Below are 13461 nucleotides of genomic sequence, written 5' to 3' on the forward strand. Positions count from 1 at the left end.
GCTCCTTTTAAGTTGTATCTAAGCAAAAATTTTAACAAAGAGTATCCGCTGTTGCAATACTCTAAGAGAAAACTTAGCATTTAATTGCGAGAAGACCGCTCAAAGGGGGAATGGGCGTTGTTAAACCATTTCAACTTAGAAGACCTAAGGGCAACAGACAGCAAAAAAAACTTGCCTTCCTATTTAATAAAGAAGACAAGTTTTTCTGAATTGACATCGGGTCAAACGATTTCACTTAGCGACGATTGGAATGGATTCTCGGGTTTTGGTTTTGGGCTCTGACGGGAACTTTCACTGCTCTCGTTTCTTGTTGCATGGCCAATTTTGCTAAAAAGAATGTCCCAGCTAGTAACGCAGCTAAAGCAAAGATGGAAAAGAGTGAAATAAAGGTCGTTAACATAAAAATCCCTTCTTTCTGTTTAAAATAAATGTGGAAGGTAGGAATCGAACCTACACCTTAATCTATGAACGATCAAACATCACTCAACGGAACACCTTGTTCAACCACTTGTTAAGTTAATGATAGCATGGATTGCCAGGAAATGCTGATAAAAAGTCTGAGAATTGACCGAAGAAAATGTGAAGAAAACATGAACTCGATCTTCTCATGTCCCTTACGTGATTTTTGTCAAAGAATAGTGGCAATCTTCTGCTTCATCATATAAAGTAATAACGGAGCCTTTTTGTTCCAGGACTAAATGATAGCCAAATGTGTCCAGTAACACTAATCGCATCGGAGTCAGTTCAACAATGGAAACAGGCAACGGTTTGCCTTCGATGGTCAATGAATAATCATTGGCAATTTCTAAAATGACATCTTCTTTTGTCTTTGAAGTAAAACGCCAATTTCCAATGAAATTTTGGCGGTTTTCATTTTTTTGTTTTTCCTTTCGCAACAGCAAGGAGCTGACCACGCCCGTTGCTAGAGATAAACCAATCAATAGAGACCTTTTCTTCATTTATACACGTCCTATCACTTACGATTCATCTAGTTGCACCTTGTGAACAAGATGCCCGCTTCTGCACACTAGAAAATAATTGCCATAAGTATACCATGAGAAGGTAAAAAAGCATGGTACTTTAGTTTGAAGTTTAGAAGTTTTTATCAAAATATGCTATGATTCAAAAGAGCAGGTGAGAAAATGAATTATCCGAATACCCTCTTAGCCACGTTTCTCGTTCGAGACAACCGATTCATTGCCCGATGTCTAGTCGATGGGCAAGAAGAGATCGTCCATGTGAAAAATACGGGACGAGGAAAAGAACTCTTGCACAAAGGGGCACTCGTGACCCTCCAATATTGGGACAATCCGAAGCGTAAAACCAATTACGATTTGATCTCAGTCAAGAAAGAAGACCAATGGATCAATATTGATAGTCAAGTACCCAATCGGTTAGGCTATGAAGGCCTTTTGGATGGCACGATCCAGTTGCCAAATATCAAAGGGAAAATTGCCCTCTTGCGGCGTGAAGTCGTCTATGGGATGTCTAAGTTTGATCTTTATTTTGAAACAGACGAACAAGAAAAAGGGTTTATAGAAATTAAAGGGATGACACTTGAAAACAAGCAAATCGGCGCTTTCCCAGATGCGCCAACGATTCGCGGCTTGAAACACGTCAATGAATTGATCCATGCCAAAGAAGCAGGCTATTATGCGGCGGTTTTGTTCATGATCCAATTTGAAGTGGTGCAAAGCGCCACGATCCATCGGCAGATGCAGCCGGATCTGGCCGATAAGATCGCTGAAGCGCAAAGCAAAGGTGTCGAAGTGTTTGCTTATAATTGCCAGGTAAACCAAGGGATGATCGCGGTCAAAGAACCGATCCCTTTTGATTTGAACGTCGAATTTGACGACCCCAATCTATAGAAGAAAGAAGGAAAACACATGATTCATTTAGGGATTATCGGCACAAATTGGATCACCGATCAATTTGTACAAGCAGCCCACGAAACCAAACGGTATCAATTGGTAGCCGTATACTCAAGGAAATTAGCCACAGCGCAACGCTTTGGGGAAAAATACGGAGACATCGAATATGCGACCGATTTGGCCACTTTTTTTGGGTTAGCTCATATGGACACGGTCTACATCGCGTCTCCGAATAGTTTGCACTTTGAACAAGCCAAGCAAGGGATTTTAGCAGGAAAAAATGTCATTGTGGAGAAGCCAGCCTTTTCAACGCCTGAGGAAATGGCGGAGATCATCGAATTGGCAAATCAGCAACAGGTTTTATTCTTTGAAGCAGCTCGCAACATTCATGAAGCGAGTTTTTCAACCGTAGCCGAATTCTTACCAACACGCGGTGCCATTCTTGGGGCGAACTTTTCTTATATGAAATACTCGTCTCGTTATGACGCTGTACTAGCTGGGGAGGAACCAAATATCTTTTCTCCGCATTTTTCTGGCGGAGCTTTAGCCGACTTGGGTGTGTATCCAGTATATGCGGCGGTCGCTTGGTTTGGTAAACCGCAGGACGTTCATTATTTTGCGCGCAAATTACCGACCGGTGTAGATGGTATCGGGACTGCTGTGCTGCGCTATGCTGATTTTGATGTCACGATCCAAACAGGCAAAATCGCTGACTCAGAGTTACGATCAGAAATTTATTTTGAAGACGGGACATTAGATTTGAATGCCGTCAATGCTATTGAAGAAGCAGCATTTTATGAACGCCAAACAAAACAAACGCATCCATTAGCAGTCGCTGCTTTAGACAATCCGATGATCGAAGAAGCGCAAGACTTTGCAGACATCATTGAAAACAAAGATGATCCTAAACAAGGACAACGCTATGAGGAATGGGTGGAACTTGCCCGCAGTGTCAATGAAACCGTCTCTTTGATGCGTAAGCAGGCCGACATCATTTTTGATGCAGATAAAAAATAAGGAATGGAACATTTATGACAGTATTTGAATTGACACAATTGCCAGACGTCTGGCAGGAAAAATGGCAAGCGGCTGGGTATCACGCACCGTCCTTGATCCAAGAAAAAACCTTTGGTCCTTTAAAAGACGGCGCGTCTGTCATAGGAATCTCACCGACCGGTTCAGGTAAAACTTTGGCGTATCTTTTGCCATTGTTAACAAAGGTTGAAAAAAAGCAAGGCAACCAGCTGTTGATTTTGACTTCTTCACAAGAATTAGCGATGCAAGTCACAGAAGTAGCACGGGAATGGGCCCAAGCCATTGGTTTGACCGTTCTGCCGCTAATTGGCGGCGCAAGTACAAAACGCCAAGTGGAAAAACTAAAAGACAAACCCGAGGTCTTGATCGGTACCCCAGGCCGTGTGTTAGAGTTGATCAAAGCCAAAAAAATCAAGACCCAGCAGCTGCAATCGTTGGTATTGGATGAGGTTGACCAATTATTGAAAGAGGGTGCCTTCACCCTGGCAGCCAAGATCAATCAAACATTACCAAAACAAATCCAGCATAGTTTCTTTTCAGCAACCGCGAACGAAGTGATCGATGAGATTCGACCATTCGTGTCAAAAGAGCCGCTGATCATTGATGTTACCCAAGAAGATCAGAGCAAAGGCGTCATCCATCATTACTATTTGAACTATCCGCAACGACGAATCGTGGATGCTTTAAGACGCTTTGCTCATTTACCAAACTTTCAAGCCTTGGTTTTCTTCAATGAATTAAGCACAATGGGGAATGCGGAAGAAAAGCTATTGTTTCATGGCTTGCCGGTGGCCTCTCTGGCATCTGATCAAAACAAACTTGCACGAAAAGGCGCATTAGAGAGCTTTCGTCAAGGCAAACTAGTGGAACTTTTGACGACCGATGTCGCCTCTCGCGGCTTAGATGTCGTGGATCTGCCTTACGTGATCAATACAGAAGTCCCTCTAGAAAAAGAATCCTATTTACACCGCGCAGGACGCGTTGGGAGAATGGGCAAAGAAGGAACTGTCGTCACGATCGTTCAAGACCATTCGTTGAAGGATTTGAAAAAAATCGCCAATCAGTTGTCTATAGAACTCAAGGAAGTCTATCTGCATGGGGGACAGTTACACACAGAAGCACCTGTTATCGAAAAAGAAAGCAAGAAAGAAACGAAAACAACAAGTGTGCAGAAAATTTCCAAGAAAACGCCTGAAAATTTACACACTCCTGTTAAAAAGAGCAAGAAAAAGACGAAAAAGCAAAAAGACAAAGGAAAAAGACGCCATTGAGCGTCTTTTTGTGTTACCATTAACGTTGTTTATTATTAGTGTGTAAAAAAATGAGGAGGCTATCGAATGAATTCGCGAAAAGAAGAGATTTTTCAAACGATCGAACTGCATAAGCAAGGGTTGACCGCAGTTGATGTCGCTAAAATCTTACAAATCGATCGCAGCAATGCAAGCCGTTATCTCAGTGAGCTTTATAAAGAAAAGAAAATCGGCAAACGTTCCGGCCGTCCGGTTGTTTATGAGCCTTTAGAAGAAACGGTCCATGTGGATGTTTCTTCTGAAGTTAGTTTTGAAAGTCTGGTTGGAGTCCAAGCTTCCTTGAAAGTAAGTATCCAGCAAGCCAAAGCGGCGATCTTATATCCACCTAGAGGACTCCATACCATTATTTTTGGTGAGACAGGTACCGGTAAATCCTTATTTGCCGAATGTATGTATCACTTTGCGGTTGAATCAAATATGTTAGAAAAAGATGCCCCATTCGTATCCTTTAACTGTGCGGATTATGCACAAAATCCGCAATTGTTGTTTGGTCACATCTTTGGCATCAAAAAAGGCGCCTACACAGGTGCTGCAGAAGATAGTCCAGGACTTATGGCAAAAGCCGATGGCGGCATCCTGTTCTTAGATGAGATCCATCGACTGCCGCCAGAAGGCCAAGAAATGCTCTTTACCTTCATTGATAAAGGGATCTACCGTCCATTAGGGGAAAGTAATCAAGTTCATGAAGCCGCCGTGCAGATCATCGGTGCCACCACGGAATCATCAGAAACCTTTTTAACGACCTTCAATCGGCGAATTCCCATGGCTATTACTTTGCCAAATGTGGAAAGTCGTTCCTTAGATGAACGGTATGAAATCATTTCGTTGTTTATCAAGCAAGAGGCGACCCGTCTAAATCAACGAATCGATGTCGAACGAGATGCGATATTGGCCTTTATGCTCTATGATGCAGAAGGCAACATTGGTCAAATCAAGCGCGACCTTAAACTCGTCTGTGCCAAAGCATTTTTGCATTATCGAACCTATGGAAAAAAACACTTGCTGATACGAAAAGGCGACTGCTCCTTGCAAGTTCAAAAAGGCTTGTTGAAGATCAAAGAAATGTCGGAACGCTTGGATCGGTTTTTAGATGGCAAAGGCGACTTTCTAAGTTTTGAACCTGGCGACCCAGATGTCGTCTGGTCTCGTGATCCACAACGGAATATGCAAGTGTATAATGAGATCGAAGAAAAAGTCAGCTCACTGATTGAAACGGGCGTAGCCAATGTCGATCTAGAAAATTTGATCTCTAAAGATGTCGATGCGTACTTTGAAAAGTATGTCGAAGAATTGATCCAAAATCCCGTTCATAAAGAACTGATTCCAGAAGACATTTGGAAACTGACAAATGTTCTTTATGATCTAGCTGGGCAAAGATTGTCTCGAACCTATAGTGAAAAAGCCCGCTTTGCCTTTGCACTGCATCTGCAAAGTACACTGGAACGTGTCAAGGAAGGACATATGATCGTTCACCCAGATTTGAATACAGTCAGAAAAAACTTGAAATCCGAGTTCCAGGTGGCAATGGATCTATCGACCATCATCGAAGAAGAACGCCATGTCGAGATCCCCTTCGATGAGATCGGCTTTATCAGTATGTTTTTAGCGATTCAAGTCAAACAACCCTCACAGCTCCCCCTTGAAAAAGTCGAGATCATTGTCTTGATGCACGGCAAGGCGACTGCCAGCAGTATGTTGGAAACGGCACAAGAGCTGCTTGAAACTGACCACGGCAAAGCGATGAATATGTCTTTAGATATGGAAGTCGGTCAAATGTATGAACAGCTATTGAACTATGTCACTGACAATAAGGAAAAGATGAGCAACGGCTTATTGCTTTTAACTGATATGGGTTCCCTCAATTCATTTGCGAATTTGATTTCTGAAGAGACCGGGATTCGTACGAAAGCCATCTCGATGGTCAGTACGATGATCGTCTTAGAGGCTTTGCGAATGGCGGAAAGTGGCCGAAGTTTAGAAGACATTTATCAAAACATTCAGCGTTCTTTTGAAACCATCGTGCAAGAACAGTTCCGCACAGTTCGCGAAGCGAAGGGGAATAAAAAAGCAGTCATCGTCACTTGCTTTACTGGAGAAGGTGTCGCTGCCAAACTTTATCAACGAATTTATCCCGTCGTCGATCAATCAAAAGTCGAGATCATTCAAATGCAATTTATTGAAAAAGAAACCTTCAAGAAACATATTGATGGCTTGCTAGAAGAATATGAGATCAAAGCCATTGCGGGCACCGTCGAGATCGATTATCAAAATATCCCGTTCTTTTCCGCCTATGATGTCTTTGATGACAATCGGTTGAATGTGCTGAAGCGGATCGTTTCAGATGAAGTGCCGATTGAAAAAATCGTACGTTCATTAGAAAATACCTTAACGCATGTGGGGTCCGTCTATCATCTGATCGAAAGTCTGCAGCGAATCGTTCATCAAATTCAAAATCAATTGCATGTGATTGTTGAACCTACCGTTGATGCGGGCTTAGTGATTCATTTAGCCTTTCTAGTGGAAAGTTTATTGAAGAAGGAACATTCCCGTACCTTCCCCAATTTGGCGGCCTTCCAAAAACGCTATCGTATCGAAACAGATGTGTTGCGAACTCATTTATTGCAGATAGAGAAAAACTATCAAATCAAAATCTCTGAAGATGAGATCGCCTATTTAACACAAATGTTCTTAGAAAATGAAATAAAAAGTTATGATGAATCCGCACACAATATTAGTGTGTAATGATAAATCCGTGAGTGTGCAAAAGAAAAATTGGTTCAGACCATTGATATATAAAGGTCTGGACTTATTTTTTTTTGGCACGCTTTTTGCTTTATAGTAAAGTGTAACTTACAACAGAAAGGAGCGGATACGCGATGGCGAAAAAAACGATTATGCTTGTTTGTTCAGCAGGAATGAGTACCAGTCTATTGGTGACGAAAATGCAAAAAGCAGCCGAAGCAAAAGGAATGGAAGCAGATATCTTTGCTGTTTCAGCTTCAGAAGCCGACCAACATTTGGAGTCGAAACCAGTCGATGTTCTATTATTAGGCCCACAAGTACGATTCATGAAATCACAATTTGAACAAAAACTAGCACCAAAAGGCATTCCTTTGGACGTGATCAACATGGCAGACTATGGCATGATGAACGGCGAAAAAGTATTGCAACAAGCAGAAACATTAATGAACTAAGATTTTTAGGATCGAAGTGTAAGGAGGATTTTTAAAGATGGATGAGCAAAATTTGGAAGCCATTATGGGATTGATCATGTATGGTGGTAATGCAAAAAGTGACGCAATGGAAGCAATCGCGGCAGCAAAAGAAGGGGACTTCGAATTAGCTGACCAAAAAATCAAAGATGCTGAAGCATCTCTTGTGGAAGCGCATCATTCGCAAACAGGATTATTGACACAAGAAGCGCAAGGCAATCATATGACCGTGACATTGTTGACAGTGCATTCACAAGATCACCTAATGACGTCAATCGCATTTACCGATTTAGCGAAAGAAATCATTGATGTCTATCGACGTCTAAATAACGAATAATCTTTGAACGGATAGAAGTAGTTATTGTCGATGAATCAAAAAATCTTCTTTGACGAATAGAACTTATAGGAGGAATTAAGAATGGATGGATTAACAAGTTGGATGGAGAAGTATATTCTCCCTGTAGCTGCAAAAATTGGAGCCCAGAAGCACTTAGTTGCATTACGTGATGCCTTTATTGGAACAATGCCTGCTACTATGGCTGGTTCGATCGCAGTAATGATCAACGCGATCATTCGTGACTTACCACCGCAATTTTGGCCGAGTTATGATGCCAGTACCATTCCAGTTATTCGTGAAATTATTAGTATCAATGGCTTCGTATGGAATGGTACATTGGCTGTTGCTGGTTTAGTATTTGCCTTTTCTTGGGGATATAATCTGGCTCGTGCTTATCGAGTGAATGATCTCGCAGGTGGGATCGTTGGAGTAGCGACACTGATTCAAGGAATTGCTTTTTCATACAGCACTTCTGTGGCGACAGCTGTTCCAACAGCTTTGATGGATGAAATCAATGCTGGGTCAGCAACTTCCGGATGGTCTGCAACAGCAGATGCAATTACAGCAGGTGGATGGGGTTGGTTGAAACTCGATCATCTAAACGGAAACGCTTATTTTACCGTAATGATCATGGGGGCTATTTCAGTTATTATTTTCTGTAAATTGATGTTAGCTGATATCACTATCAAAATGCCTGATTCAGTACCGCCAGCAGTATCGAAAGCGTTCGCTGCGATTTTGCCGGCAACAATTGCCTTATATGTCATTGCTATTATTAACTTTATTGTCGGTAAACTGACTGATGGACAATTAATTATTGATCTTGTCCAAAAATATATTGCAGAACCATTCCTAGGCTTGTCTCAAGGGCTTGGTGCAGTACTGATCGTAACTGTTTTTGTTCAAATTTTCTGGTTCTTCGGAATCCATGGTCCAAACGTACTAGCTCCAGTTTTAGAAGGTATTTGGGGACAAGCGCAGTTGATCAATATCGATATTTTCCAAAAAGGATATGAAGGACAAACCGGTACAAACGCGGTTCTTGCCGCAATCGAAGATGGCAAGGCATATATGTGGGTACGCGGATCCTTTGACTCATTTGCTTGGTTTGGTGGTTCAGGCGGTACAATTGTATTGCTGATTGCTATTTTGATCCTATCAAAACGTGCGGATTATCTAACTGTTGCAAAATTGTCAATCGGACCTGGTGTGTTTAATATTAATGAGCCGGTAATGTTCGGTCTGCCAATCGTATTGAATGCGATCATGTTTATTCCGTTCATTATTGCTCCGCTAGTAGCCACTTCAATCGGTTGGTTAGCAACGTACTTTGGTTTAGTAGCACCTGTTTCACAACAAGTAACGTGGGTCGTTCCACCAATGTTGCTATCATTCTTGGCAACAGGAGCTGACTGGCGTGCCCCAATCGTAACGTTGGTATGTATGGTCGTTACATTCTTCATATGGGCACCATTCGTTATTTCAGCAAATAAAATTGATCCAAAACTAGGCGAATAGACCTGTAGATTGTGGGGGACTGCTATGGCTTCGCTTGAAGTAAAGCAGTTCCTCCTTTTATTATTGATTATTTAGGAGGAAAAGAATATGATTTCAATAGCAAGTGCAATGCAGCAAGATGCCATCAAAGAATTACTTGAAGGATATAACGAAGATGGAATGTCTTTTACATTTAAAGAAAAACAAGGAATTAAACTTATTTTTACTACGACAGCTTCCGATTCAGAAGCGGCGGCAAAAAAAGCAAAAGAATTGATCAAAGCACAGCCTTGGGGTTCTGTTTTATACTTTCAAGCAGTTAGTGTTTGAGTAGGTTCTCTGTGGATCAACGAATAGTTAGGATGATTGAAAATGATAAAAAACGGCTTGTTTATATGTAGTATCGGTCTACTCGTAGTCCTATACAGTATGAATCCAAGTAATCAGCAGTTAGATATATTCAGTTTTACAACAGGTATTTTCTTGCTTATTTCTGGCAGTCTTCTGTTAATGAAAGGAAAGAAGAAAGCCGAAGAGTCAGATAGGAGGAAGTCTTAATGAGAATTGAAAAAGATTTATCGATTCCAGCAAATGTCTTTTACGATCAAATTATGGATTCTGTTATCTTTGACATACGAAAAGCAACTGGAAAAACACTTTCTAGAAAGCAACTGGCAGGATTTCAATATGTAAAGGAATTTTCTACTATGAGTCGTGCGAAGATCGAGATCGAAGAAATCATTGAAAATCAAGTTTATCAATTCAAAACAGAAACGACGAAAAATGAATTTGTCGCTCGCTATGAAGTAGCGCCGCTTGATGAAAAGAGCAGTAAAGTCATTTATACGGAAACCATGAAATCACATGGCTTCATGCAGCAATTGAATGACATGCTCTTAGGCACCATTCTAGGATATTTCAAACGCAAGCAATTTAAAAAAATGTTGAGTATGATGGAAGAAGCATATTAAGGGGTCGACTGACGCCTTTTTTGCGTTTCTTGCGTGTTTTCAAGTAGAGGAGATGAAGGAATGACAGATGTCAAAAAAATGACCGAATTCGGTTCGCAAGAAGTACTGGAATTGGTTTCTTATGCCTTTCAGTGGGAGTTGAATGAAACAAATATCAAGCGCTATCGCAAGCTTGCGGAGAATTCATGGAATTATGGTTCCTACGACGAGGATGGAAAACTAGCGAGCCAAATCATGGCAACGATTTTTGATGTGAATTTTCATGGAACGACCTATCCAATGGCAGGGATCGGTTTTGTGGCTTCTTATCCAGAGTATCGCAGCCAAGGTCGAATCGATCGGATCATGAAACAAATCATTAAAGATTGCTATGAACAAAAAATCGTTCTTTCTTATCTAGCACCTTTCTCCTTTGCGTTTTATCGCAGATATGGGTATGAATATACTTTTGAACGCACCGTTTATGAAGTTGATGCGCATCAATGGCCCGATGGCAAGAAAGTGAACGGAAGGATTCAACGCATGAATTGGGAGGAAGCACAGCCGATCATTCACGAGATTTATCATCAATTGCCTCGCCATCAAAAAGGTGGGCTGATTCGCCAACCCTGGTGGGAAGAAATCAAGTTTGTTTTGCGCAGACCGTATACGTTTGCGATTTATCGCAATGAAGCGGGCGTTCCTGAAGGGTATTTGATCTACTTTGTTGAAGGAGGACGCTTTGATATTCAAGAGTGGGGCTATTTGACCGCTGACGCGTATCAAGGATTCAATCGGTTTATCGTTTCCCATGCAGATTCAGTAGCGCAGATCCATTATCGACCAGGATTTGATGGGGAAGTTCTGCAAGTAAATGCAGCCAAACCATTGGCTCACTACCAAGTGCGCCCCGACATGATGGCACGAGTCGTCGATGTGGAAGGGTTTCTAACAAGCTATCCATTTACGTTGAAAAAAGCTGGTCGTTTTGCCATAGAAATTCAAGGGGATGCATATGCCCCATGGAATAATGGGTGTTATGAAGTGACGATCGAAAACGCTCAGCATCATGTCACGAAAACGACGGACACCCAGCTGCCAAAAGCAACCTTGTCAATTCAGCGTTTTGTGCAACTGTTTTTGCAGGCACAATCCCTTGATTCCTTGGTCTTTTTCCAGCAAATGGAAACGGAGAAGGAAGCTGCAGTGATGATTCAGGAAAACTTACCAGACGGAAAGCCGATTCTGGAAGATTATTTCTAAGCAAATCGAGGCAGAGGTATTTGCTTTCCAACAAAAAAAGATTCCTTAAAAATAAGGAATCTTTTTCTTCAAAAAACGTTCCCTGCCGGAATCGAACCAGCAACTAATCCTTAGGAGGGACTTGTTATATCCATTTAACTAAGGGAACACAATAGCTATATTTTACCTGTTATTCGTGTTTCTCGCAAGATGAGAAGGAAAAGAAAGGAAGAAAAACATGGTCAAACGATTGATAAGTGCAAACTATAGTGAAATCAAAGAAATGTCGGCGCAAGAATTGAAACAATCCATTAAAGCGAGCGAAGGACGAGTGATCGTCTGTGAAACGGTGGTTCAAACCATGCCGCAAGCTGGCGACATCACCAACGCAGAAGTCGCGGCAGCTTTTGGGGCTGACTTGATTTTGTTAAATGGCTTTGATTGTTATCGTCCAGCTATTTTTGGGATGCCTGGTATCACATTGGAGCAGCTGCTTGATCCTACACAGCCCATTAAAAATCCGATTCCTCAACTAAAACAACTGATTGGACGACCTGTCGGCATCAATCTTGAGCCGATCCCAGCTACGACGGAAATGATGAGTGAAAAGATCAGCATCAGTCAAGGCCGAACAAGTTCGGTTGACACCATCAAAAAAGCCCAAGAACTCGGGGTGGACTTTCTCTGCTTTACAGGCAATCCTGGAACGGGTGTGACCAACCGAGAAATCGCTAAAGCAGTAAAATTGGCAAAAGAACATTTCTCTGGGTTGATCATCGCTGGAAAAATGCACAGTGCCGGCTCAGATGAACCTGTGGTTGATCGAGAAGCCATCATTTCTTACGCTGAAGCTGGAGCAGATATTTTGTTACTGCCTTCCGTTGGCTCGATTCAAGGCTTTCTAGAAAAGGATCTGATCGACGCTGTTCAAATTGCCAAACAATATGACTTATTGACGATGTCAGCGATCGGAACGAGTCAAGAAAGCGCGCGTCCAGAAACGTTGCGACAATTAGCCATTATCAACAAAACTTGTGGGGTCGATCTGCAGCATATTGGTGATGCCGGCTATGGCGGCATGGCACCGACCGAAAATATTTTCGAAACATCGGTTGCAATTAGAGGCATGCGCCATACGATCAATCGTGTCGGACGTTCAATCAACCGTTAAATCAGAAAAAATTACTAGCGAAGGAAAACGGAGAATCGTTCTGCTTCGCTTTTTGCATTTTTTTCGCTAAGTTAGAAAGAAAGGAGGAAACACAAAATGAAACAAGCATTGATCATTTACGGAGGTTGGGAAGGACACACCCCAAAAGAAACCAGTCAGTTTTACCAAACGTTGCTGGAGTCAGAAGGATATCAGGTGACCCTCGCCTCAGATTTTGAACCTCTCTATCATAAAGAAGAATTAAAAAGGCTGGATCTGTTGATCATGAATTGGACGCGAGGAGAATTGCCTGATGAGCCGCTGCAAAATGTCACTCAGGCTGTAGCAGAAGGGTTAGGATTAGCAGGCGTTCATGGCGGCTTTGCCTCGGCTTTTCAAGCCAGTAAAGGCTGGTTGTTTCTGACTGGCGGCTGTTTTTTGGCACATCCTGGTGGATTGGAAACGACCTATAGCATCGATCTTACGACAGATCACTATATTACGGCAAATACTCAATCGATCCCTCAGTTGACGACGGAGCAATACTATTGTCTGGTTGATCCAGCCGTCACTGTGTTAGCTACCTCAACATTTGCTGCTAAAGATCATCCGAATGCAGCTAACCAAGAAGTCATACTGCCAATGATGTGGATCAAAAAATGGGGCAAGGGCAGAGTCTTTTTCCAATCCATTGGACACAGTCTAAAAGAGCTAGAAGAGCCCACCATTCAGACTTGGACCAAACGAGGCTTTCTATGGGCCACCAGAAATACCTTGGCTGATCCGCTGAAAAATAGCCAGTATAGTGAGTAATCAGAAAAACGAATGAGGAAATAAACGCGTGCAATCGTTTTACT

Annotated in this window: 15 protein-coding genes and 1 tRNA gene; 13 read left to right on the forward strand and 3 right to left on the reverse strand. The window is 42.0% G+C overall.

What is annotated here, in order from left to right; all coding sequences use genetic code 11:
• Window positions 1-235 precede the first annotated feature (235 nt).
• Entirely contained in the window at window positions 236-400 is a 165-nt protein-coding gene (locus tag P0G38_RS05905; RefSeq protein WP_005229460.1) for a hypothetical protein, read from the reverse strand.
• A 214-nt stretch (window positions 401-614) separates the two neighbouring features.
• Window positions 615-959: a DUF4828 domain-containing protein gene (locus P0G38_RS05910; protein WP_015510045.1), complete on the reverse strand. Its 345-nt coding sequence runs from the start codon at window positions 957-959 to the stop codon at window positions 615-617.
• A gap of 183 nt (window positions 960-1142) precedes the next feature.
• On the opposite strand from P0G38_RS05910, the gene sfsA reads away from it, so the two are divergent.
• From sfsA to P0G38_RS05965, 11 genes are all read left to right on the forward strand, one after another.
• A complete protein-coding gene (gene sfsA / locus P0G38_RS05915; protein WP_074536766.1) occupies window positions 1143-1868 on the forward strand; it encodes a DNA/RNA nuclease SfsA in 726 nt (241 codons plus the stop codon).
• A gap of 18 nt (window positions 1869-1886) precedes the next feature.
• Window positions 1887-2888, forward strand: a complete 1002-nt coding sequence (locus P0G38_RS05920; protein ID WP_074536765.1) for a Gfo/Idh/MocA family protein — start codon at window positions 1887-1889, stop codon at window positions 2886-2888.
• Window positions 2889-2902: 14 nt separating this feature from the next.
• A complete protein-coding gene (locus P0G38_RS05925; RefSeq protein WP_074536764.1) occupies window positions 2903-4177 on the forward strand; it encodes a DEAD/DEAH box helicase in 1275 nt (424 codons plus the stop codon).
• A 66-nt stretch (window positions 4178-4243) separates the two neighbouring features.
• A complete protein-coding gene (locus P0G38_RS05930; RefSeq protein WP_010749333.1) occupies window positions 4244-6958 on the forward strand; it encodes a sigma-54-dependent transcriptional regulator in 2715 nt (904 codons plus the stop codon).
• Window positions 6959-7092: 134 nt separating this feature from the next.
• On the forward strand, window positions 7093-7410 hold the full coding sequence (locus tag P0G38_RS05935; protein ID WP_005229471.1) for a PTS sugar transporter subunit IIB: 318 nt from the start codon (window positions 7093-7095) through the stop codon (window positions 7408-7410).
• Between the two features lie 37 nt (window positions 7411-7447).
• On the forward strand, window positions 7448-7765 hold the full coding sequence (locus tag P0G38_RS05940; RefSeq protein ID WP_005229473.1) for a PTS lactose/cellobiose transporter subunit IIA: 318 nt from the start codon (window positions 7448-7450) through the stop codon (window positions 7763-7765).
• A 102-nt stretch (window positions 7766-7867) separates the two neighbouring features.
• Complete coding sequence (locus P0G38_RS05945; RefSeq protein WP_371179804.1) at window positions 7868-9283, forward strand: PTS sugar transporter subunit IIC; 1416 nt, start codon at window positions 7868-7870, stop codon at window positions 9281-9283.
• 87 nt (window positions 9284-9370) lie between these two features.
• Complete coding sequence (locus P0G38_RS05950) at window positions 9371-9592, forward strand: hypothetical protein (protein WP_081118753.1); 222 nt, start codon at window positions 9371-9373, stop codon at window positions 9590-9592.
• A gap of 42 nt (window positions 9593-9634) precedes the next feature.
• Window positions 9635-9820 carry a DUF3188 domain-containing protein gene (locus P0G38_RS05955; RefSeq protein WP_275854427.1) on the forward strand — a complete coding sequence of 62 codons (186 nt, stop codon included), beginning with the start codon at window positions 9635-9637 and terminating at the stop codon, window positions 9818-9820.
• Window positions 9820-10233 (forward strand): DUF3284 domain-containing protein, encoded by a 414-nt coding sequence (locus tag P0G38_RS05960; protein WP_275854430.1) that lies wholly within the window; start codon window positions 9820-9822, stop codon window positions 10231-10233. Before P0G38_RS05955 ends, P0G38_RS05960 begins: the two co-directional genes overlap by 1 nt.
• Window positions 10234-10293: 60 nt before the next feature.
• Window positions 10294-11475, forward strand: a complete 1182-nt coding sequence (locus P0G38_RS05965) for a GNAT family N-acetyltransferase (protein WP_275854433.1) — start codon at window positions 10294-10296, stop codon at window positions 11473-11475.
• 76 nt (window positions 11476-11551) lie between these two features.
• On the opposite strand, the gene P0G38_RS05970 is transcribed toward P0G38_RS05965, so the two are convergent.
• Window positions 11552-11623: transfer RNA gene (locus P0G38_RS05970), tRNA-Arg, on the reverse strand.
• 69 nt (window positions 11624-11692) lie between these two features.
• On the opposite strand from P0G38_RS05970, the gene P0G38_RS05975 reads away from it, so the two are divergent.
• On the forward strand, window positions 11693-12625 hold the full coding sequence (locus P0G38_RS05975) for a DUF7916 family protein (protein WP_275854437.1): 933 nt from the start codon (window positions 11693-11695) through the stop codon (window positions 12623-12625).
• A 96-nt stretch (window positions 12626-12721) separates the two neighbouring features.
• Entirely contained in the window at window positions 12722-13417 is a 696-nt protein-coding gene (locus P0G38_RS05980; protein WP_218212680.1) for a ThuA domain-containing protein, read from the forward strand.
• The last annotated feature ends 44 nt before the right edge of the window (window positions 13418-13461 follow it).

This window comes from Enterococcus casseliflavus, from assembly GCF_029215545.1.
Classification (GTDB): Bacteria; Bacillota; Bacilli; order Lactobacillales; family Enterococcaceae; genus Enterococcus_D; species Enterococcus_D casseliflavus.